We start from the raw sequence: 21,108 nt of genomic DNA, 5'->3' as shown, positions 1-21,108 counted from the left end.
GTCAGGCCTGACGCGGCTGGCGCATTCCAGGTCGTGCGCCTTGATGTCGAACGACCGCCGGGCGCCGGGAGTCGTCCCGGATCACACCCACCAGTTCTTCGAGCACATCCTCCAGAGCGACGACACCGAGAGTGGTCTGCCCGTCCCGTACCTCAGCCAGATGCGCACCGCCGGACTGCATGGTCACCAGCGCGGTGCGCAGCGAGTCGGAGGCGGCCACCACGGGCATCGTCCGGATCGAGGCTGGTTCGATCGGCCGGTCCCGGCGTAGCGGGTCGGTCTCCAGCAGATCCTTGATGTGGACGTACCCGGCGAGGCTGCCGTCGGCGCGCTTGACCGGGAAGCGGGAGAAGCCCTCGGCGGAGACGGCCTCGGCGCCAGCCGGGGTGATGCCCTCGGGCATCGTGCGCACGGTGTGCACCGGCAGCAGCACGCTGGAGACCTGACGATCGGCGAACTGTAATGCCCCCATCAGGAGGCGTTCGTCGTTGAGCTCGAGCAGGCCGCCGCTGCGCGATTCCGCGACCAGGCCGGCCACCTCGTCCCGGGTGAACGCGCTCGCCACCTCGTCCTTGGGTTCGACCCGCATCAGTCGCAGCGCGAGATTGGCGATCTGGTTCAGCAGCCAGAGCATCGGATAGAGCACCCGCACCAGCCCGGCCAGCATCGGACCCAGCACCATCGCGGTGCGTTCGGGCCCGGCGAGGGCGATGTTCTTCGGCACCATCTCGCCCAGCACCACGTGCAGGAAGGTGATGAGTGCGAAGGCCACCGCGAACGCGATCGGGTGCACGAGCGCCTCGCCCACACCGATCCCCAGCAGCGGCCCTTCGATGGCATGGGCGATGACAGGTTCGCTGACCTGCAGCAGCAGCAGCGAGCAGATGGTGATGCCCAGCTGGGCGCCGGCCATCATCAGCGAGACCCGCTCCATCGCCCACAGGGTGATGCGGGCAACCCGCTTACCCTCCTTCGCCGCCGGTTCGATTTTGGTCCGGCGTGCGGAGACGAGGGCGAACTCGGAGCCCACGAAGAATGCGTTGAGGGCCAGCAACACCACCGTCAGAACGATTGTCGCGCCGTCGCTCATCGGTCCACTCCTGACTGCTCGGACCGCTGATCCGCATGTCGGCCTCCCTCGGCCGACACCGATTCTTCGGTGCCGGGATCGGCGTCCTCCGCGTCCGGATCGATCGGCGTCAGGGTGACGCGCACCCGCTCCACCCGATGCCCGTCCAGGCTGACCACTTCGAAGTGCACCTGCACCCGGCCGGGATCTTCGTCACGGTCGACCGTCAGCTCGATCTGGTCACCGGGTTCGGGCAAGCGTTCCAGCTCATCAGCGAGCAGGCCACCGACCGTGTCATAGGCCTCGTCCTCGGGCAGGACGGCGTCGATCAGCTCGCTGACCTCGTCGACCCGCATGAGCCCCGGGATGGTCCAGGACCCATCGTCCTCAGCCACGGGCTCAGGTTCGTCCTCGTCGTGCTCGTCGCGGACCTCGCCGACGATCTCCTCGACGAGGTCCTCCAGAGTGACCAGGCCGGCGGGGGAGCCGAACTCGTCGATCAGGACGGCCATCTGCAGCCCTCCGTCGCGGAGATCGTCCATCAGCGTGTCAAGTTCGAGGGAGTCAGGCACGAGGGTCGCTTCGGTCAGGACCTGGGAGACAGGAACGTCGTCACGACGCTCGAACGGCACGGAGAGGGCGCCGCGCACGTGAGCCAAGCCGACCACGCGGGAATCGGTGTGCCCGTTGTCCTGGAGCATCTCGATCACCGGGAAGCGGGAGTGCCCCGACGCCTTGGCAGCGGAGATCAGATCGGTCAGCGAGTCGTCCGGGCGCAGACTGACGACCTGCGAGAGGGGGGTCATCGCATCGCGCGCGCGCCGGTCGCCGAAGGCGAGCGAGCGCTCGACCAGCTCGGCGGTGTCCTCGGGCAGCACTCCTTCGCGAGCGGAGTGCCGCACGAGTGCCGAGAGTTCCTCGGCAGACCGGGCCGAAGCCAGTTCCTCTTGAGGTTCGATACCCATCAGGCGCAGGATCCGGTTGGCGGTGCCATTGAAGAATCGGATCGGCCAGGTGTTGACCCAGGTGAATCCGTGCTGGAAACGCACGACCGCCTTGGCGGTGCGCAGTGGTTGCGCAATCGCGAGGTTCTTCGGGATCAACTCCCCGACGATCATGGTCACCGCGGTCGCGAGCAGCATCGCAATGGTCAGCGAGACCGACCGGGTCGCCGTGTCACTGAGGCCGGCGGCGGCCAGCGGTCCCTGCAGGAGCCGTGCGATGGACGGTTCCGCCAGGTAGCCGATCCCCAGATTGGTGACGGTGATTCCCAGCTGAGCGCCGGACAGCTGGGTGGAGAGGGTGCGCAGGGCACCCAGCACCCGGGTGGCGCCGCGATCACCGGCGGCGGCGTCGGCCTCCACCTGGGCCCGGTTGACGGTGACGAAGGCGAATTCGGCCGCGACGAATGCGCCGCATGCCGCCACCAGCGCCATTGCCAGGATGAGGAAGAGGATCTCGGTCACGGGTGCACCTGCTCAAGGTGGTTCGTGCGAGAGGAAGCGGGATGCCCGGGCGTCAGAACGCCGCTGGGCCAGGGTCTATGACCCTCCAATGAGTCGGACTCCGCTGCTGAGTCCGTCGTGGAAGAGCCGGTACTGTCATAGTCGCCGGTGGCGGCCATGGTCTCCATCCTGTCTGAGCCCTGCACGGTGCAGGGATGCGGGAGATTCTAGCGGGTTGTGCACGTGGTGCGAGCCCTCGCTCGTCACGGGCTGTGGATCGCCGAAGAGTCGGTGGCTCCGGGTCGCGGGTGACGGGCGATCTGTGCGGCCAGATGGCCGGCCCCGTAACCGTTGTCGATATTGACGACTGCCACGCCAGGAGCGCATGCGTTGAGCATGGTCAGCAGCGGTGCAAGGCCGTCGAAGGCGGCCCCGTAGCCTACTGATGTCGGCAGAGCCACCACGGGCACCTCCACGAGCCCGGCCACGACGCTGGGCAGGGCGCCGTCCATGCCGGCTGCCACGACGATCACGTCGGCGGCCCGGAGCTCGGGCAGTCTCGCCAGGATCCGGTGCAGACCCGCGACCCCGACGTCGGCGATGAGGTGAGTGCGTCGTCCCAGGTAGGCCGCACTGAGCTCTGCTTCGCGTGCGACCGCCAGATCGGACGTTCCGGCCGTGACCACCAGCACCGTGCCACCGGTCGGGTCGGGTGGGTGCGGTGGCCATGCCAGCAGGCCGGCATCGCAGTGGTCGGCGGCATCGGGAAGCGCGGCCAGCACGGACGCAGCGTGGTCGCGGTCCGCCCGGGTGAAGAGTGTGGTGGCTCCCCCCTGAATATCGCTGGCGGCCCTCGCGCCGGCTCCGATGCGGGCAGCGATGGCGTGCACCTGGTCCGGGGTCTTCCCGGCGCAGTACACGGCCTCGGGGTAGCCGCGGCGCGTCATCCGGTCCTCGTCCAGGTCCGCGAACGCGGAGACGGCGGCCAGTGAGGCGGGGACTGCTGGTGACGGTGGTTGCGAAGGGTCCGTACTCACGATGCCGCGTGCTCCGCGCCGAGCAGGGTGAGCGAGAACGCACCGGATTGCAGGCCGCGCACGTCCACGGCCGCGAATGCGAATCCGCACTCCCGCGCCAGCCGGTGGACCTCGTTGCGCATGTCAGGGGCCCAGGCTCGTTCGAGCTCGGCCTCCACGAGTTCGATCCGTGCGACCTCGCCATGGTGACGCACCCGCGAGTCGCTGAATCCGAGCGCACGAAGACCGGCCTCGAACTGCTCCACCTGGCGCAACTTCTCGGGCGTGACACTCTGATGATGCGGGATGCGGGAAGCCAGGCACGGGGCAGCGGGCTTGTCCGCACAGGGCAAGGCGAAGGCCCGCGCGATTGCTCGCACCTGCGCCTTCGTGGCGCCCGCGTCGGCGAGCGGGCGCAGGATCCGGTGATTCGTCGCGGCCTGCGAGCCCGGCCGGTCGGGGCGAGTGGCGTCGTCGGCGTTCTCCCCGTAGGCCACGGCGCCGAGCCCGTGTGCGGTGACCACCTCGTCGGAGATCTTGCTGAACAGCTCGTCCTTGCAGTGGAAACAGCGGTCCAGGCCATTGCGTTGGTACGCGGGATTCTCGCCCTCGCGGGTATGGACCTCAATCACCCGGGCGCCGATGTGCCCGGCGACGTCGTGCGCCGCGAGCCGTTCCTCGGCGGCCAGGCTGGGGGAGACCCCGAGCACCGCCACCACCTGCCCCGGCCCCAGCTCGTGCACGGCCAGGGCCAGCAACGTCGCCGAGTCGACGCCGCCGGAGTAGGCCACCCCGAGGGGGCCTTGACCCCGGACGCCGGCACGGACGTGGTCGGCCACCTCGAGTGCATCCGCATCCAGGTGCCCACCCGCGACGGCGTCGGCGAACGCCGCTGACGCCGCCGAGGCGCCGCTCGTGCCTTCCGCCGTCGGGGTGGTTCCTGGAGCGGTCATGCCTCAGTCCAGCTTGGTCTCGGAGCGGTCGGCGGACCACTCGGTGTGGAAGGTGCCCTCGGTGTCCACCCGCTGATAGGTGTGGGCACCGAAGAAGTCCCGCTGCCCCTGGATCAGGGCCGCCGGCAAGCGCTCGGCGCGGACGGCGTCGTAGTAGGAGACCGCGGCCGCGAACCCTGGCACCGGTACGCCGGCCCCGAAGGCCGTGGCCAGTACGCGGCGGGTACCGTCGGAGGCGTCCGCGAGTCCGGCGGCAATGCTCGGGGCGGCGAGCAGTGTCGGCAGCTGACCGGCAGCGTACTCGGAGCGGATCCGCTCCAGCAGGCGGGCGCGGATGATGCAGCCGGCCCGCCAGATGGTGGCCACACCCGCGACATCAATGTCCCAGCCGTACTGCTCGCTCGCAGACCGGATCAAGTGCAGCCCCTGCGCGTAGGCCACCACCTTCGCGCTCCACAGCGCCTGCCGCACGTCCTCGATCAGCGCGGCCTTGTCCTCCGGGGTGAACGAGTGGGCAGGGCCGCTCAGGTGCTCACGGCCGGCGGCACGCAAGTCCAGGTGACCGGAGACCGAGCGGGCGAAGACCGACTCGGCGATCGTGTTCACCGGCACGCCCAGCTCAAGGGCGATCTGCACCGTCCACCGCCCGGTGCCCTTCTGGCCAGCGGAGTCGGCGATCACGTCCACCAGCGCCTTGCCGGTGGCGGCGTCAGTCTGGTCGAGCACCTCGGAGGTGATCTCGATCAGGTAGGAGTCCAGATCCCCGGTGTTCCACTCGCGGAAGGCGTCAGAGATCTCGGGCACCGTCAGACCGGCCGAACGCAGCACGTCGTAGGCCTCGGCGATGAACTCCATATCGGCGTACTCGATGCCGTTGTGCACCATCTTCACGAAGTGACCGGCGCCATCGGGGCCGATGTAGGTGCAACACGGGGTGCCGTCGTAGTCGGCGGCGATGGTCTCCAGCAGCGGGCCGATCGCCTCGTAGCCCTCCTTCGAGCCACCGGGCATGATCGAGGGCCCGTTCAGGGCACCCTCCTCACCACCGGAGATCCCGACGCCGAAGAAGTGCAGCCCCTTCTCGCGCAGCGCCTCCTCCCGGCGGCGGGTGTCCTCGTAGTGCGCGTTGCCGCCGTCAACCACGATGTCGCCCTCCTCCAAGTGGGGGAGCAGTGACTCGATGGTGGCGTCGGTGCCGGCACCGGCCTGCACCATGATGACGATCCGGCGAGGCCGCTCCAGGCTGGCGACGAACTCCTCCACGGAGGTCGCAGGCACGAAGGCGCCCTCGCTGCCATGCGCGGCGATCATGTCGTCAGTACGTGCCTGGGTGCGGTTGTACACCGCCACCGTGTAGCCGTTGTTGGCGAAGTTCCGGGCGAGGTTGCGTCCCATGACGGCCAGGCCGACGACGCCGACGTGAGCGGAAGAGGTCATCTGTTGCGATCCTTTGTCGATGGTTGCGGGCTCGGTGCCGATCGTGCCAGGTCGCCGGCGAGGGTGCTGGCCCGTCTCACCCTGAGATCGTTCCCCGGCCCCGCAGATCAGGGGACGCGTCGTACACCTGCGCGATGGCGGCCACGGTCGCGGCGCCGTCCTCGATCCCGATCCAGAACGGGTCAGGATCGCCCAGCCGGGCGTAGAAGTCCTCGATGAGCAGCCGGTGGGAGTCTCCCCAGTAGCTGCGTCCAGTACCGGCGCCCTGGGCCGAGACGCTCTCGCTGCGTCCGTCGTTCCACTGCACGGTCAGATCTCCGGCCATGACGGCGGAGCCCAACTCGGCATGTACCTCCAGCGTGACCGGGGCGTTCAGCGGGTAGGCATTCGTGGCGTGAAGGACCGACCGCACGCCACCGGCGTGGGTGAGCAGCATCTCGGCGGTGTCCTCCACCTCGATCGCCTCACCCAGCAGGTGCGTGGCTGCGTGGCCGGTGACAGACGTGGCTGGGCCGAGCAGCCACAGCAACAGGTCCAGAGTGTGGATCGCCTGGTTCATCAGCACCCCGCCGCCGGCCTGGGACCAGATTCCCCGCCATGGCCTGGCTGCGTAGTACTCGGGTGTGCGATGCCAGCTGACGGCGGCTCTCGCCCCGTGCACTGCGCCGAGCGCTCCGGAGGAGATCAGTTCGTACAGGCGCCGGTTCGGCGGGTTGTACCGGTTCTGGTACACCACGCCCGAGCGCACGCCACGGCGCTGGGCCGCATCGGCGGCCTCGACCAGGCGTTGCGCCTGGGGGACCGACTCGGCAACGGGCTTCTCCAGCAACAGGTGCGCTCCGCCGTCGAGGGCCTCCAGGGCCACAGGCACATGCTCGGCGTGCGGGGTGCAGACGTGCACCACACTCGGGCAGGCTTGTGCGAGCAGGTCCTGCGCTGAGGTGTATGCCCGGGTGCCCAGACGTTGCGCGAGCGCCTGCGCCCGGTCGGGGGAGACGTCACACACCCCGACCACGGGGATCTGCAGGGCGGTCAGGGCCTCGGCGTGCAGGGAGGAGATGTCGCCGCAGCCGACGATGGCGGCCGTGGGCTGAGGAGTACCGGAAGGCGTCACGGTGCCCATTGTCGGGTGTGCTCGTGTGCTCACGCGTAGGCGATGCCCTCGGCGTCCAACAAGGACCTGAACGCGCGGTGCGCCTCGGTGAACAGCTCCGGCCCGGAGAAACCGCCGAACGTTCCCACTGCGCTCAGGTGCGGTTCGAGGGAGAAGAAGCCGTCGAAGCCATCGGCCGCCAGGGCGCGCATGGTCTCGGCCACCTCACCGTCTCCCTGACCGGCGGGGACGACCGTGCCGTCGGCGAGCAGCGCGTCCTTGATCTGGACGTAGGCGGTGTGCGGGCGCAGCAACGCATAGCCGTCGGTGAACGGGCGCACGCCGCACTGGACGAAGTTCGCCGCATCCCAGGCCAGACGCAGGTGGTCGTTGTCGACGGTCGTGACGATGTCGTGACAGCGGGAGGGGATGTCGCCGTAGATCTCCTTCTCGTTCTCGTGCAACAGCACCAGACCCTCGGCGGCACCGACGGCGGCGAGCGCATCCATGCGGCGCAGCACCTCAGTACGAACCTTTGCCGGCTCGGCACCGTTGAGGAAGAAGGAGAACAGACGGATGTAGGGCGCCTTGAGGCGGTGGGCGACGTCGGCGGCGTGCTTCATGGCGTCCAGGTGCGGGCCGAAGTCGTCGCCGATGCCGATCTTGCCGATCGGGGAGCCGATGGCGGAGACCTTCAGGCCGGCGTCGGCCAACGTGTCGGCCACCCGCGCCAGCTGGGTGTCGCTCAGGGCCAGGACGTTGGTGCCCCAGGCGCTGCGGAACTCGATGTGCGTAAGCCCGAGCGCGGTGGCGACCTCCACCTGGGTGTCGAAGTCGGGATCGATCTCGTCGACGAATCCGGAGAGTGTCCACATGCCATCCAGGCAACTGGGGGTGAGACGGTAGCGGCAAGCGGTTGCCACTTGTTGTTGCCGCCGCCTACGGTGGGCCGGTGGTGAGCGAGGGCGAGCGACGGCAGACGACCATCTACGACGTCGCTGCCGCAGCCGGGGTGGCGCCCTCGACGGTCTCCCGAGCGTTCTCCCGTCCGGGGCGGGTGCGGGCCGAGACCGCAGAACGCATCCGGGCGGTCGCGGCGGAGCTGGGGTACCGCGCCAATCCCCAGGCTCGGGCGCTCACCACGACCCGTACGGGCATGCTCGCGCTGGTACTGGCCGATGTGACCAACCCGGTGTTCGCGGAGGTGGTGCGGGGCGCGGGCCGGGCGTGCGAACGTGACGGCTACACCATGCTGCTGGCTGAGACGGAGGAGTCGGCCGAGAAGGAACGTGCGATGGTCGATCGCGCGCAGGGATCGGTCGACGCGATCGTGCTGACGAGCTCGAGGATGTCCGATGCCGCCATCCGGCAGATCGCCAAGGTTGAACCGCTCGTGGTACTCAACCGGGAGGTGCCGGGGGTCCCGTCGGTGCTCGTGGACTTCGAACCGGCGATGCGGCGGATCACCGAGCACCTCGCCGAGCTCGGTCACCGGCAGATCACCTATGTGGCCGGCCCGGAGGCATCGTGGGCGGACGGGATGCGCTGGCGCGGGCTGCGGTTGGCGACCGAGCACCTGGGAATCCGGTTACGCCGGGTCGGGCCCGTCGCACCGACGGTCGCAGGTGGTCAGACGGCGGTCGTGGACTGGGACGACCATCGCACCAGCGCTGTGGTCGCCTACAACGACATGGTCGCGATCGGTATCGTCCGGCGGCTCGCTGCGTCCGGGGTGCGGGTACCGGAGGATGTCAGCGTCGTCGGGTTCGACAACACTCCGGTCGGGGAGCTGGTGACTCCGGCGCTGACGACCGTGGCGGCGCCGCTGCGGGCACTGGGGGAGACCGGGGCGTCGAACGCGATCGCACTCGCCGCGGGTGCCCGGTCCCGGGCGACCGATCCCATCCGGCTGCCCACGCGGCTGATCGCGCGCGCATCGACGGGTCCGGTGCGCGGCTGACTCCCGGTCCCCGCGCCGCACCTCACCGCGCCGCACCTCACCGCGCCGCGCGCGCTGCCTGCTCCATCCGGGCTCGCCGTCGCATCCCCACCACCGGCTCACCACCGGCGGGGGAGCCGGCTGCCGTCGACGAGCACGGCTCACCGCGAGTGGTGCGCGGGCCGGCGGTCTACGTGGCGCTCTTGCTTCAGTGAGGTCTTTCGCCTGCGTAGGACCCGCAGCTCCAGAAGTTCCCTTCGGGGTCGAGCACAGAGGCGCTGCGGCCGCCGAAGTCCTGGTCGGCCGGCTCCTGCTCGGGCCGTCCGCCGGCGGCCACGGCACGTGTGAACCAGCCATCGACGTCATGGTCGTGTTCAGTAACCAGGTAGGCGGCCGCGTGTCCGGCAGTCTCGTCGAGGACGCTGCCATCCCCGCGGATGCTGCCGAGCATGACGCCGCCGGCTCCCCGCCAGGTGAGCTCAGCATGTTCGACCGTCTGGTCCGGCCCGTCGACGACGAGGGCGCGTTCGAATCCGATCGCCTCGAGGAAGGCGATCAGGGCGTGGGCATCTCGGGCACGAAAGCAAGCGTGAAGCGTGTACATGGCTGTCACTCTGCGCCCCCGGCGCCGGTGAGGTCTTGAACATTCGGGAACTCGGTGCGCAGCGAGCGCGCCGGGGGCCGGCCGGTGATGGCCGTCCAGTCGCGTGTGAGGTGAGATTGGTCGGCGTATCCGGCGGTGGCAGCGACGGTGGCGAGGTCCAGGCCCTCGCGAGCGAGTGCACGGGCGGTCTCGAACCGGGCGATCCGGGCTGCTTCCTTCGGGCGCAGGCCGAACTCGCCGGCGAACTGCGTGGTCAGGTGGCGCCGTGACCAGCCGACGGCCCGGGCGATCGCGTCGATGGACTCGTTGCCGCGACTCGTCCGGATCAGCCGCCACGCCTCGACCACCTCCGGGCGAGGGCGGTGTGCTCGGGTGTGGTCGAGGCTGCCCGCGAGCCCCACCAGTTCACGGCGCAGCATGGCGGGACGCGCCTGCTCGGGCGCGTCCAGCACGGGAGTGAGGAGGCGGTGCAAAGGGGCGGTGGGAAGATCGCCGAGCTCGAGGATGTGCCGGGTGATCGCGGACAGAGGCACACCGAGCAGCGTTCTGACCCCCCACGGCGAGAGAGCCAGTTGCATCCCGTGCTGGCGGCCGTGGGTCCGCACGAGCGATGGGCGTGTGTGCAGCCCAGCCACCAGAACGCGGTATCCGGCGTGACTGGCCTCGTCAGCCCACCCGACATCCGTCGGTCGATCGAAGGCGAGGACAATCGTGGCAGTGAGGCTGGGTACGCCGAAATGCACTGCATCAGGGGGAAGATCCAGGTCGAACCACGCGGTTCGCGCGACGCCGAGCGAGTGCGCCGCGCCGGCCGCTGAGTCCCGCTCACCCATGCTCCGACGATAGTCGTCGCCGCCGGGCAACTCGTGGCAACGGGTTGCTGTACACCGCCGGGAACCGGTTTCGTAGCGGCGTGTCCACCACAACGCCACCACTTGAGCTGCACCCAGACCGCCTGCTACCCGCCGACCCCAGCCGCCGGGAGATATCCCGGCGCTTGTACGAGTCGGTGCGGGAGCTGCCGATCATCTCCCCGCACGGGCATGTGCCGCCGAGCTGGATCAGCGAGGACACGCCGTTCCGGGACCCCACCTCACTGCTGATCAGCCCGGACCACTACATCACCCGGATGCTGCACGCCCACGGGGTCCCTCTCAGCGACCTGGGTGTGGGCCGTGAGCCGGGCGACGGCTTCGATGACGCTGCCGCTCGCTCGGCCTTCGGTGCACTGTGCACGCACTGGTCCGCCTACCGCGGTACCCCGGTGCGGTACTGGCTCGAGGAGGAGCTGGCCGGGATCTTCGGAGTGACTGTGCGGCCCAGCGCTGAGACCGCGGACGCCATCTACGACCAGATCAGCGCGAAGCTGTCCGAACCGGACTTCCGGCCGCGCGCCCTCATGGACGCTTTCGGGATCGAGGTTCTCGCCACCACGGACGACCCGTGCGACACCCTCGACGAGCACGCCACGCTCGCCGCCGATACGACCTTCGCGTCTCGCGTCGTCCCGACCTTCCGCCCGGACAAGTACCTTGACCCGGCTCTTCCGACATGGTCGGCCGACGTGGACCGCCTCGGTGAGGTCTCGGGGATCGACACGGGCACCTACGCCGGCTACATCGCGGCGCTGGAGAACCGTCGACGCTACTTCGTCTCTCGTGGGGCTGTCTCGGCCGACCACGGCGTGATCGATGCAGTGACCGTGATCCTGGAGACCGCCGAAGCGAGCCGGATCTTCGATGCCGCTCGCGCCGGCACCGCCACCGAGGACGAGACGACCGCCTTGCGGCGCCACATGCTCACCGAGATGGCCAGGATGTCCTGCGCGGACGGTCTGGTGATGACCATTCACCCGGGGGTGCGCCGCAACCACCACACCCCCACCTGGGAGGAGTACGGGCCCGACGTCGGCTGCGACATCCCGATCGCGGTGGAGTACACCGACGCGCTGCGTCCTCTGCTGAACGCCTACGGCACGCACCCGAACTTCACGCTGGTGCTCTTCACCATCGATGAGACCGTCTACTCCCGAGAACTCGCTCCACTGGCGGGCTTCTACCCCTCGGTCTACGTGGGTGTGCCGTGGTGGTTCATCGACGCCCCGGAGGCGATCCGCCGGTTCCGCTCCACCGTGACCGAGACCGCCGGGTTCTCCCGCACGTCCGGCTTCATCGACGACACCCGGGCGTTCTGCTCCATCCCGGCCCGGCACGACATGAGTCGCCGACTGGACGCCGGGTACCTCTCTGAATTGGTGGTCGAGCACCGGCTGCCCGAGGACGAGGCCCTCGAAGCTATCCACGATCTCGTGGTCGCCAACCCGCGCACGGTGTTCAAGCTCGGAGGGGAGTCCCGATGACAGTTCCGACGACACGTCGTCTCGCCCGAGGCCTCGACGGCCTGCCCGCCGCCAGTGCTCCCGTGCGGATCGTGCACCTCGGCGTCGGCAACTTCCACCGGGCCCACCAGGCCTGGTACACCCACCACGCGCCTGACGCCGGCCAGTGGGGGATTGCCGCCTTCACCGGGCGCCGGCCCGACCAGGCCGAGGCACTGGCCCCGCAGGACGGGCTCTACACACTCATCACCAAGGGTCCCGACGGCGATGAGGTCGAGGTCATCTCCTCGATCGTGGCCGTGCACCCGGCCACCGACCACGAGGCCTACCTCGGCTACCTGCGCGACCCGGCCGTGGCGATCGTGACGCTCACGGTGACCGAACACGGGTACCGCAGGGACGCCGTCGGGAACCTGGACCTGGCTGCCGAGGACGTGGCGGCCGATGTGGCTGCCCTGCGGGAGGACCTGAAGGCACCGGTGACCTCGGCGCCGATGCGGTTGGTGGCCGGGCTGCAGGCTCGCCGCGCCGCCGGCGCGGAGGCGATCACGATCCTCCCGTGCGACAACCTGCCCGACAATGGGGATGTCGCCCGCACGCTCGTGATCGACGGCGCGGCAGCGATCGACGAGTCGCTCGTGCCGTGGATCGAGCAGCACGTGGACTTCGCCACCTCGATGGTGGACCGGATCACCCCGGCCACCACCGACGACGACCGGGACCTGGCGGGTGACCGGCTCGGCTACACCGACGCCTCCCCGGTTCCGACCGAGCCGTTCTCCGAGTGGGTCATCTCCGGCACGTTCGTTGCCGGGCGCCCGCGATGGGAGGACGCCGGCGCGCAGATCGTCGACGACGTCGCCCCGCACGAGCGCCGCAAGCTGTGGTTGCTGAACGGTTCCCACTCCCAGCTCGCCTATGTGGGCAGTGCCCGGGGCCACGAGACCATCGACGCCGCCATCGCGGACCAGCAATGCCGGGCCTGGGTGGAGCAGTACTGGGACGAGGCAGAACGCAACCTGGGCCTGCCGGGCGAGGAGGTGCAGGCCTACCGCGACGCGCTCATCGCACGCTACGAGAACCCACGCGTGCGCCACCTCACCGCCCAGATCGCCCACGACGGCTCCCAGAAACTGCCGGTGCGCACCCTGCCGACGCTGAACGCCGAACGTGCCGCCGGCCGGGTCCCCGTCGGCTGCGCTACGACGCTCGCGGGCTGGGTGCTACACCTGCGCGGTATCGGGGCTCCCGTGCACGATCCAGGTGCCGGACCGGCTCAGGAAGCCGCGAGTGCTGGGCCGGTCGGCGAGGTCGTGCCTGCGGTGCTGGAAACTCTGCAGCCCGGACTGGGGCAGGACGCTGAGCTCGTGAGCGCCGTCGTCGAGCAGGCCGAGGCGATCACTGCCTGACCCGGTGCGCACCTGACGAGGGTGACCGTGCCGGTCGCGATCCACGAGATCGATGACATCGCGGTCACCCTCGTTCTCGTCGTCTGGGAATACCTGCGCACCCACGGTGTTGACCCTCTCAGAATTTCATGCAAATGCATGAAACACAGGCCGTGAGAACCACGGGAGCAGACGAGAGGCAGACCATGCAGTTCGGCATCTTCACCGTCGGGGACGTCACCACGGACCCCACGACAGGTCGCACACCCACCGAGCACGAGCGCATCAAGGCGATCCTGACGATTGCCAAGCATGCCGAGGACGTCGGCCTCGACGTCTTCGCCACCGGTGAGCACCACAACCCGCCGTTCATCCCCAGCTCCCCGACCACGCTGCTCGGTTACGTGGCCGCGCAGACCGAGCGCATCATCCTGTCCACCTCGACCACACTCATCACCACGAACGACCCGGTCAAGATCGCCGAGGACTACGCATTCCTCCAGCACGTGGCGCAGGGCCGGGTGGACCTCATGCTCGGGCGTGGCAACCACGGTCCCGTCTACCCCTGGTTCGGACAGGACCCGCGTCAGGGCCTGCCGCTGACGATCGAGAACTACCAGCTGCTGCGCAAGCTGTGGGACGAGGAGGTCGTGGACTGGGAGGGCCGCTTCCGCACGCCGCTGCAGGGATTCACAGCGACCCCGCGCCCGCTGGACGGCGTCGCCCCCTTCGTCTGGCACGGATCGATCCGTACGCCGCAGGTGGCCGAACTGGCTGCCTTCTACGGCGACGGCTTCTTCGCCAACCACATCTTCTGGCCGAAGGAGCACTTCCAGCAGTTGATCGGGCTGTACCGGCAGCGCTTCGAGCACCACGGCCACGGCAGTGCCGACCAGGCGATCGTGGGACTCGGCGGCCAGGTGTTCATGCGCAAGAACTCTCAGGACGCCGTCAACGAGTTCCGGCCGTACTTCGACAACGCGCCGGTGTACGGGCACGGGCCGAGTCTGGAGGAGTTCACCGAGGCGACGCCGCTGACCGTGGGCAGCCCGCAGGAAGTGATCGACAACACGCTCACCTTCACCGAGAGCTTCGGCCACTACCAGCGTCAACTGTTCCTGATGGACCACGCGGGCCTGCCGCTGAAGACAGTGTTGGAGCAGCTCGACCTGCTCGGCGGCGAAGTGGTACCGGTGCTGCGCAAGGAGCTCGCGAAGAACCGCCCCGCACATGTGCCGGACGGGCCCACCCATGCGGCCCGCGTGGAGGCCAACGGAGGACCGGTCGACCTCACACCGCAGTTTGCCGTGGACCCCATGTCCGGGAGTGCGGTCCCGCGATGAGTGCGAGGAGCCCCCGCGTAGGCGGGCCGAGGGACGAGGTGCACCGGAGCGAGGCACCGGAGCGGTCAGCGAGGAGGGCACGATGAGCGCCACGACAGCGGCACCGGCCTGGGAGGCGCTGTTCCGTGCTCAGGTGCGCCTGATGCGCCACTTCGAGGAGGCCAAGGACTTCGAGCCGCTCACCTCCCGCGAGTACGACGTGCTGTTCACGCTCGCCCGCTGCGGGGGAGCGGCCCGGATGCGCGATATGGTCCCGAACCTGCTGCTCAGCCAGCCGAGTCTGTCGCGCATGGTGGACCGGCTGGCTGCGGACGGTTTGCTGGAACGGCGTGCAGCCGATGGCGACGGCCGGGGCGTGATCGTCGCGCTCACAGATCGCGGATCCGCGCTGCAGCGCCGCGTCGGACGGCGGCACGTACGCTCGATCAGTGCGCGCCTTGATGCGGCTCTCACCGAGACCGAACAGGCAGACCTGCAGCGACTGTGCCACAGGCTGCAGGGCAGCGTGCCGGGTGGGGGTGGCCTGCCCGAGAAGCATGACCAGAGGCCACACGAAGATTCTGAGACCGAGGAGGAACGATGAGTGAGACCGAGACCCTCGCTGTGGTCGCGGTCAACGGCGGGGTGGGGTTCCCCTCCAGCACCCGTGCGCTGACGGACGCGCTGGTGCGGGAGGTTGCCGCCACTGCAAGCGTGACCACACGGACCGTCGACGTGCGGGATGTGGCCACCGATATCGCGGACGCCACCGTTTTCGGTCTACCTTCAACCGCACTCGATGAGGCGTTGCGCGCCGTGGAGCAGGCGGACCTGGTGATCGCCGGCACTCCGGTGTTCCGCGGCACCTACGCCGGCCTGTTCAAGGGGTTCTGGGATCTGGTGGAGCCGACGTCGATGCGTGGTAAGCCGGTGGTGCTCGCCGCGACCGGGGGCAGCACCCGCCATCAGCTGATGATCGACCAGGCGATGCGGCCGCTGTTCGCGTACTTCGGATCGCTGATCACCCCGACCGCCGTGTACGCCGCGGCCGAGGATTTCGGCGTTGCGGGCGCGCCCGGTGCCGAGTTGGCGCAGCGAATCGAGCGGGCGGGGCGTGAGGCCGCACGACTTGCCCAGGCAGTCGCGGTCGGCCAGCGGGCGTAGTCCCCGGCGGCTGAGGCAGACCGCCCGGACCGCATACTGCGGCCCGGCCGGTACTGCGAAGGCTGACCCGTGCGGCCTCAGCCCTCAGCCGAACGGAACATCCAGGCGTGCTTCTCCAGGCCTGTGGCCACTCCGATCAGCAGGTCCTGACTGAGGAGGTCCACCTCCAGGTCCGCCAGCCCGGACGTGATCCGCTCACTGGCGCGCTGGAGCCGGTCATCGAAGATCCTGATCACCTTGTCGGTGCCGATCTGCCCTGCATCCACGGCAGGTACGTGCGAGGACTCAGCGACGGTCGCGGCACGGCCGTCCGGTGCAGTGCCGAGGGTGGCCAGGCGCTCGGCGACCTCGTCGGACCATCCCCGCAGGTCCGCGATCACCTCGTCGAGTTGGAGGTGGATGGACCGGAAATGAGGGCCATGCAGATTCCAGTGCGCCTGCTTGCCCTGCAGGGCAAGGTCGATCAGGTCAACGAGCGTGGCCTGCAGCCGATCGATGACGACGTCCGGTGCCTTCGGGCGGGTGGCATGCGTGCTCACGTGGTGTCCTTCCCTTCTCTCGGAACTCATCGCGGTCTCGCCGCGACGAGAGGTCCCCCTCGTCTTCATGCTAGGTCGGCTGGCGGGAGACCGCGCGGGGAGCCGCGCGACTGGCAGTGATGACTCCGCGAGCGTTGGCTGTACTGACACCTGGCCCGTGGGACCCTCAGCCGTCCACCGGCGCAGGGGCGCTACGATGGGCATATGCAGCAGGTCCTGCTCCTTATCGAGCCGCGTCGGTAGATCACACCGTCGCGGCCGCCCCTCCGTGAGAGGGGCTTTTTTGTGCCGATGCAGTGGGCAGGACTCACCCGGGAGACGAGGCGAATGAGTACCGAGCAGATCGAGACCACCTACGACGCACACGCCATGGAGGCGAAGTGGTTGCCGGTGTGGGAAGAGCTCCAGCCCTTCCGCGCCGACGACGAGGCGGTGCGCACCGGCGGGAAGGAGAAGCGGTACGCCCTCACGATGTTCCCGTACCCGAGCGGGGACCTGCACATGGGGCACGCCGAGGTGACGGCCCTGCACGACGTCATCGCCCGGTACTGGTGGCTGCGCGGGTTCGAGGTGATGAACCCGATGGGATGGGACTCCTTCGGTCTGCCGGCCGAGAATGCCGCGATCCGCAATGACGAGCACCCAGCCACCTACACCTACGGCAATATCGACACCCAGGCGGCCTCGTTCAAGAAGTTCGGCATCAGTTTCGACTGGTCCCGACGGCTGCACACCTCCGACCCGGAGTACTACCGGTGGACGCAGTGGCTGTTTCTGAAGTTCGCCGAGCGTGGGCTGGCGTATCAGAAGTACTCTCCGGTGAACTGGTGCCCGAACGACCAGACCGTCCTGGCCAACGAACAGGTCGTGGACGGGCGGTGCGAGCGGTGCGGTGCCGAGGTGACCAAGCGTGAGCTGAACCAGTGGTACTTCAAGATCACCGACTACGCCCAGGAGCTGCTCGACGACCTCGATGGTCTGGCATCGACCTGGCCGGATCGCGTGGTCACCGCACAGCGGAACTGGATCGGCCGCTCCGAGGGCGCCCACGTCGACTTCACGCTGCACCTGGCCGACGGCTCGGACCGGGTGGTGACGGTCTACACGACCCGCCCTGACACTCTCTACGGCGCCACCTTCATGGTTGTCGCCGCCGACGCTGCGCTGGCCGCCGATATCGTCGCTCCCGAGCGCCGTGAGGCCTTCGAGGCGTACCTGGCGCAGACCCGCAAAGCCTCCGACATCGACCGCATGTCCACCGAGCGGCCCAAGACCGGTGTGGACCTGGGCGTGACCGCGACGAACCCAGTCAGCGGGGAGCGGGTGCCGGTGTGGGCTTCCGACTACGTGCTGGCCGACTATGGCACCGGGGCAATCATGGCGGTGCCTGCTCACGACCAGCGTGACCTCGACTTCGCCCGCGCCATGGGACTGCCGGTGCGCCGGGTGATCGACACCGGTGAGGAGAACCCGGAGTCCTCCGGCGTGGCCACCACCGGTGACGGCACCTACGTCAGCTCCGGAGTGCTGGACGGGCTGACCGACAAGAAGGCCGGGATCGCCACGATCGTCGATGGGCTGGAGGCCGAGGGCACTGGCACGCGCGCCGTGAACTTCCGGCTGCGCGACTGGCTGCTCAGCCGGCAACGCTACTGGGGCTGCCCGATCCCGATCATCCACTGTGAGTCGTGCGGTGCCGTTCCGGTGCCGGAGGACCAGCTCCCAGTGACGCTGCCGGACATGCGTGGTGCCGACCTCAAGCCGAAGGGCGTCTCCCCGCTGGCGACGGCCACCGACTGGGTGAACGTCGACTGCCCGCGCTGCGGCGCTGCCGCGAAGCGGGACACCGACACCATGGACACCTTCGTCGACTCGTCCTGGTACTTCCTGCGGTACTGCTCACCGAATGAGGACACCCAGGCGTTCGATCCCGAACTGACCAATGCCTGGATGCCTGCAGACATCTACGTGGGTGGGGTCGAGCACGCGGTGCTGCACCTGCTGTATGCCCGGTTCTTCACCAAGGTGCTGGCCGATATGGGCCTGCTGGAGGTGCGCGAGCCCTTCGCCGCGCAGCTGAACCAGGGCGTGGTGATCAACGAGGGCAAGAAGATGAGCAAATCCCTGGGCAACGGCGTGAGCCTGGGGGAGCAGCTGGCGGAATTCGGCGTCGACGCGGTACGCCTGACGCTGGTGTTCGCCGGCCCGCCGGAGGACGACATCGATTGGGCGGACATGTCCCCGGCCGGGTCGCTACGGTTCCTGCAGCGGGCGTGGCGCCTGGCGGGAGACGTGACCTCCGCCGTCGGGATCTCGGCAGATCAGGGGGATTCCGCTCTGCGGAAGGTGACGCACAGGACCCTGCATGAGGCGGCCTCCCTGATCGAGGCGCACCGGTTCAACGTGGTCGTGGCTCGCACGATGGAACTGGTCAACGCCACCCGTAAGGCCATCGACTCCGGTTGCGGCGGGGCCGATCCGGCCGTGCGGGAAGCCGTGGAGGCCGTGGCCATCCTGCTCTCGCTGGTGGCTCCGTACACCGCCGAGGACATGTGGGAGCGGCTGGGCCACACCCCGACCGTGGCGCGCGCCGGGTGGCCCGAGGTGGACGAGTCGCTGCTCGTGGAGGATGTCGTCACGTGCGTGGTCCAGGTCAAGGGCAAAGTGCGCGGGCGGTTGGAGGTCTCCCCGGACATCTCCGAGGCAGACCTGGAGGCCGCCGCGCTTGCCGACCCTGGCGTGCAGCGCGCCTTGGACGGCGCCGAGGTGCGCAAGGTGATCGTGCGCGCACCCAAGCTCGTCAACATCGTCCCGGCCTGATCTGAGGCCCGTGCCCCGAGGGCGCCGCGAACGCTGAGCTGTTCGGCATCTGGCGACCGCACGCCGAACAACTCAGCGCTCGTCCCTGCTGGGGCAGCGAGCAGTGTCTCTCAGCGGCGCCGCCGCGTGCCGAACAGCGACCGGGTGACCTCGCGCGCCAACGTGGTGCCCGCGGTGCGCAGCACGGAGGTCAGCACCGACCGTCCTGCCCGGGCCGTCTCCTGGGCCCGACGTTCCTCGGCCTTGCGGGCAGCCTCGGCCTCCTTGCGGAGCCGGGCCTCCATCTCCTCGAGTTCCTCAGCCTGTGCGGCGGCGTCGGCCGCCTTCTCCGCTGCCTCCTGGGCGGCCACTTCCTCAGCCACAATCCGGGCGGCCAGCATCTCGAAGGCCGACTCCCGGTCGAGCGGGGTGCCATAGCGCGCCGAACCCGCGGAGGCGGTGACGATCTGCTCGATGTGCGTCTCGGGGGCCGGATCCATCGCAGCCCGCGGCGCCCGCAGGCGCGTCCACGCCACTGGGGTCGGTGCGCCGTCCTCACCGAGCGCGGTGACCACCGCCTCGCCCGTGCCCAGGCTCGTGAGCAGCGCCTCCAGGTCGTAGTCGCTCGTGGGATAGGTGCGCACGGAGGCTCGTAGGTCCTTGGCGTCATTCGGGGTGTGCGCCCGCAATGCATGCTGGACCCGGCTGCCGAGCTCGGCGAGCACCTCGTCGGGCACATCGGTGGGGGTCTGGGTGACGAAGAAGATGCCGACCCCCTTGGATCGGATCAGCCGCACCGTCTGGATCACTTGGTCGGTGAACGCGTCCGAGGCGCCCTTGAACAGCAGATGCGCCTCGTCGAAGAAGAACACGAGCTTCGGCTTCTCAGGGTCGCCGACTTCGGGTAGCCCGCCGAACAGATCGGCGAGCAACCACATCAGGAAGGTGGAGAAGATCGCCGGGCGATCCTGGAGGTCGGGCAGCTCCAAGGCGGAGATGGTGCCGCGACCGTCCGTAGCCGAGCGCAGCAGATCGGCGGTGTCGAAGGCGGGCTCACCGAAGAACACGTCTCCGCCCTGGGCTTCCAGGGCGGAGAGCTCTCGCAGGATCACCCCGGCCGTGGAGGTGGCGATCCCGCCGATGTCCTTGAGTTCGTCCTTGCCTTCGTCGCTGGTGAGGTAGGAGACCACCGAACGCAGGTCCTTGAGGTCGAGCAGTGCCAGGCCTTGGCTGTCTGCCCAGTGCACGATCAGGGTCAGGGCGGATTCCTGCGTCTCGTTCAGGTCCAGCACTTTCGCCAGCAGCAGCGGACCGAAGTCGGTGATGGTGGTCCGGATCGGGACCCCGTGGCCGATGCCGCCGAGGTTGTAGAACTCCACCGGGTAGCCGGTGGGCGCCCAGTCCTGTCCGATGCTGGTGGTGCGTTCGAGGAGCCGGTCGCTGGCTTCGCCGGGGACGGCCAGCCCGGTCAGGTCACCCTTGATGTCGGTGACGAAGACCGGGACACCGGCCTCGCTGAGACCCTCGGCCATCAGCTGCAGGGTGCGGGTCTTGCCCGTACCGGTGGCGCCGGCGACCAGGCCGTGCCTGTTGAGCGAACGCAGAGGGATCCCGATCGGAACCCCGCCCAGGGCTTCGTCGTTCTCGACGAGTGCTCCCAGCGGCAGCCACGGGCCCTCCGGGCGGTAGCCGGCGGCGATGCTCGCCGCGTGCTCGGACAGCTCCGCTGGTTCGGAAGGCTCTGGCGGTGCCGCCGTGCGATCGGCGGGAGTCCTCGCCTGATCCCGAGCGGCCGCCTCGGCTGCTTCGAGTGCCGCCCGGGCGGCCTCGGCCCGTGCCTGGGCCGCCTCCGCCTCGGCCTGCGCTGCGGCGGCTCGCAAGGCTGCCAGGTCCGTGGTGTTCTCGCTCATGACGGTCAGCCTAGAAGAAGCCGGTCACCCTGCGTGCCCGCGACGGCGGAGCTCACGTATCCACAGGCCCTGCAGCTCGGAGGTGGCTTCCA

Annotated in this window: 18 protein-coding genes; 7 read left to right on the top strand and 11 right to left on the bottom strand. The window is 69.1% G+C overall.

The genetic code is table 11. The annotated features are described in order from the left end of the window. Position 1: 1 nt before the first annotated feature. The 7 genes from IM660_RS11185 to IM660_RS11155 form a co-directional block, all read right to left on the bottom strand. A complete protein-coding gene (locus IM660_RS11185; RefSeq protein ID WP_193495539.1) occupies positions 2 to 1,090 on the bottom strand; it encodes a hemolysin family protein in 1,089 nt (362 codons plus the stop codon). Continuing rightward, positions 1,087 to 2,535, bottom strand: coding sequence for a hemolysin family protein (locus IM660_RS11180; RefSeq protein WP_246464913.1), 1,449 nt, complete (start codon positions 2,533 to 2,535; stop codon positions 1,087 to 1,089). Before IM660_RS11180 ends, IM660_RS11185 begins: the two co-directional genes overlap by 4 nt. Before the next feature lie 242 nt (positions 2,536 to 2,777). Continuing rightward, positions 2,778 to 3,551 (bottom strand): nickel pincer cofactor biosynthesis protein LarB, encoded by a 774-nt coding sequence (larB, locus tag IM660_RS11175; RefSeq protein ID WP_425503828.1) that lies wholly within the window; start codon positions 3,549 to 3,551, stop codon positions 2,778 to 2,780. Continuing rightward, complete coding sequence (gene larE / locus IM660_RS11170; protein WP_193495537.1) at positions 3,548 to 4,483, bottom strand: ATP-dependent sacrificial sulfur transferase LarE; 936 nt, start codon at positions 4,481 to 4,483, stop codon at positions 3,548 to 3,550. The genes larB and larE overlap by 4 nt, the downstream gene beginning before the upstream one ends. 3 nt (positions 4,484 to 4,486) lie before the next feature. Continuing rightward, on the bottom strand, positions 4,487 to 5,920 hold the full coding sequence (gene gndA / locus IM660_RS11165) for an NADP-dependent phosphogluconate dehydrogenase (protein WP_193495535.1): 1,434 nt from the start codon (positions 5,918 to 5,920) through the stop codon (positions 4,487 to 4,489). 76 nt (positions 5,921 to 5,996) lie between these two features. After that, the gene (locus tag IM660_RS11160) at positions 5,997 to 7,034 is read right to left on the bottom strand and encodes a Gfo/Idh/MocA family protein (RefSeq protein WP_210768962.1); all 1,038 of its coding nucleotides are present in this window, start codon (positions 7,032 to 7,034) and stop codon (positions 5,997 to 5,999) included. Between the two features lie 29 nt (positions 7,035 to 7,063). Then, the gene (locus IM660_RS11155) at positions 7,064 to 7,888 is read right to left on the bottom strand and encodes a sugar phosphate isomerase/epimerase family protein (RefSeq protein ID WP_193495534.1); all 825 of its coding nucleotides are present in this window, start codon (positions 7,886 to 7,888) and stop codon (positions 7,064 to 7,066) included. An 80-nt stretch (positions 7,889 to 7,968) separates the two neighbouring features. Here IM660_RS11155 and IM660_RS11150 point away from each other — a divergent pair, with 80 nt between their 5' ends. Further along, positions 7,969 to 8,973, top strand: coding sequence for a LacI family DNA-binding transcriptional regulator (locus tag IM660_RS11150; RefSeq protein WP_246464912.1), 1,005 nt, complete (start codon positions 7,969 to 7,971; stop codon positions 8,971 to 8,973). 187 nt (positions 8,974 to 9,160) lie between these two features. Here the strand turns inward: IM660_RS11150 and IM660_RS11145 are convergent, their stop codons facing one another. Both IM660_RS11145 and IM660_RS11140 read right to left on the bottom strand, forming a co-directional pair. Next, a complete protein-coding gene (locus IM660_RS11145) occupies positions 9,161 to 9,556 on the bottom strand; it encodes a VOC family protein (RefSeq protein WP_193495531.1) in 396 nt (131 codons plus the stop codon). Positions 9,557 to 9,561: 5 nt separating this feature from the next. Continuing rightward, a complete protein-coding gene (locus tag IM660_RS11140) occupies positions 9,562 to 10,389 on the bottom strand; it encodes a helix-turn-helix domain-containing protein (protein WP_193495529.1) in 828 nt (275 codons plus the stop codon). Positions 10,390 to 10,469: 80 nt separating this feature from the next. Here IM660_RS11140 and uxaC point away from each other — a divergent pair, with 80 nt between their 5' ends. From uxaC to IM660_RS11115, 5 genes are all read left to right on the top strand, one after another. Then, positions 10,470 to 11,915 (top strand): glucuronate isomerase, encoded by a 1,446-nt coding sequence (gene uxaC, locus IM660_RS11135; RefSeq protein WP_193495527.1) that lies wholly within the window; start codon positions 10,470 to 10,472, stop codon positions 11,913 to 11,915. Then, positions 11,912 to 13,303: a mannitol dehydrogenase family protein gene (locus tag IM660_RS11130; protein WP_193495525.1), complete on the top strand. Its 1,392-nt coding sequence runs from the start codon at positions 11,912 to 11,914 to the stop codon at positions 13,301 to 13,303. The genes uxaC and IM660_RS11130 overlap by 4 nt, the downstream gene beginning before the upstream one ends. Before the next feature lie 185 nt (positions 13,304 to 13,488). Beyond that, positions 13,489 to 14,625 (top strand): LLM class flavin-dependent oxidoreductase, encoded by a 1,137-nt coding sequence (locus tag IM660_RS11125; protein ID WP_193499363.1) that lies wholly within the window; start codon positions 13,489 to 13,491, stop codon positions 14,623 to 14,625. Between the two features lie 82 nt (positions 14,626 to 14,707). Further along, on the top strand, positions 14,708 to 15,208 hold the full coding sequence (locus IM660_RS11120; RefSeq protein WP_193495524.1) for a MarR family winged helix-turn-helix transcriptional regulator: 501 nt from the start codon (positions 14,708 to 14,710) through the stop codon (positions 15,206 to 15,208). After that, positions 15,205 to 15,768, top strand: a complete 564-nt coding sequence (locus IM660_RS11115) for a CE1759 family FMN reductase (protein ID WP_193495522.1) — start codon at positions 15,205 to 15,207, stop codon at positions 15,766 to 15,768. The genes IM660_RS11120 and IM660_RS11115 overlap by 4 nt, the downstream gene beginning before the upstream one ends. Before the next feature lie 77 nt (positions 15,769 to 15,845). Here the strand turns inward: IM660_RS11115 and IM660_RS11110 are convergent, their stop codons facing one another. After that, positions 15,846 to 16,307 carry a Dps family protein gene (locus IM660_RS11110; protein ID WP_246464911.1) on the bottom strand — a complete coding sequence of 154 codons (462 nt, stop codon included), beginning with the start codon at positions 16,305 to 16,307 and terminating at the stop codon, positions 15,846 to 15,848. A 327-nt stretch (positions 16,308 to 16,634) separates the two neighbouring features. Here IM660_RS11110 and leuS point away from each other — a divergent pair, with 327 nt between their 5' ends. Next, positions 16,635 to 19,127: a leucine--tRNA ligase gene (leuS, locus tag IM660_RS11105; protein ID WP_193495519.1), complete on the top strand. Its 2,493-nt coding sequence runs from the start codon at positions 16,635 to 16,637 to the stop codon at positions 19,125 to 19,127. A gap of 110 nt (positions 19,128 to 19,237) precedes the next feature. On the opposite strand, the gene IM660_RS11100 is transcribed toward leuS, so the two are convergent. Next, positions 19,238 to 21,016, bottom strand: a complete 1,779-nt coding sequence (locus tag IM660_RS11100; RefSeq protein ID WP_193495517.1) for a helicase HerA-like domain-containing protein — start codon at positions 21,014 to 21,016, stop codon at positions 19,238 to 19,240. Between the last annotated feature and the right edge of the window lie 92 nt (positions 21,017 to 21,108).

The organism is Ruania alkalisoli, from assembly GCF_014960965.1.
GTDB lineage: Bacteria > Actinomycetota > Actinomycetes > Actinomycetales > Beutenbergiaceae > Ruania > Ruania alkalisoli.
This window is presented reverse-complemented; position numbering and strand designations above follow the sequence as displayed.

Excerpts from the sequence above, each read along its gene's own strand:
- IM660_RS11185 (WP_193495539.1), bottom strand. The coding sequence starts at position 1,090 with ATGAGCGACGGCGCGACAATCGTTCTGACGGTGGTGTTGCTGGCCCTC.
- larE (WP_193495537.1), bottom strand. The coding sequence starts at position 4,483 with ATGACCGCTCCAGGAACCACCCCGACGGCGGAAGGCACGAGCGGCGCC.
- gndA (WP_193495535.1), bottom strand. The coding sequence starts at position 5,920 with ATGACCTCTTCCGCTCACGTCGGCGTCGTCGGCCTGGCCGTCATGGGA.
- IM660_RS11155 (WP_193495534.1), bottom strand. The coding sequence starts at position 7,888 with ATGTGGACACTCTCCGGATTCGTCGACGAGATCGATCCCGACTTCGAC.
- IM660_RS11145 (WP_193495531.1), bottom strand. The coding sequence starts at position 9,556 with ATGTACACGCTTCACGCTTGCTTTCGTGCCCGAGATGCCCACGCCCTG.
- IM660_RS11140 (WP_193495529.1), bottom strand. The coding sequence starts at position 10,389 with ATGGGTGAGCGGGACTCAGCGGCCGGCGCGGCGCACTCGCTCGGCGTC.
- IM660_RS11130 (WP_193495525.1), top strand. The coding sequence starts at position 11,912 with ATGACAGTTCCGACGACACGTCGTCTCGCCCGAGGCCTCGACGGCCTG.
- IM660_RS11125 (WP_193499363.1), top strand. The coding sequence starts at position 13,489 with ATGCAGTTCGGCATCTTCACCGTCGGGGACGTCACCACGGACCCCACG.
- IM660_RS11120 (WP_193495524.1), top strand. The coding sequence starts at position 14,708 with ATGAGCGCCACGACAGCGGCACCGGCCTGGGAGGCGCTGTTCCGTGCT.
- IM660_RS11115 (WP_193495522.1), top strand. The coding sequence starts at position 15,205 with ATGAGTGAGACCGAGACCCTCGCTGTGGTCGCGGTCAACGGCGGGGTG.
- leuS (WP_193495519.1), top strand. The coding sequence starts at position 16,635 with ATGAGTACCGAGCAGATCGAGACCACCTACGACGCACACGCCATGGAG.
- IM660_RS11100 (WP_193495517.1), bottom strand. The coding sequence starts at position 21,016 with ATGAGCGAGAACACCACGGACCTGGCAGCCTTGCGAGCCGCCGCAGCG.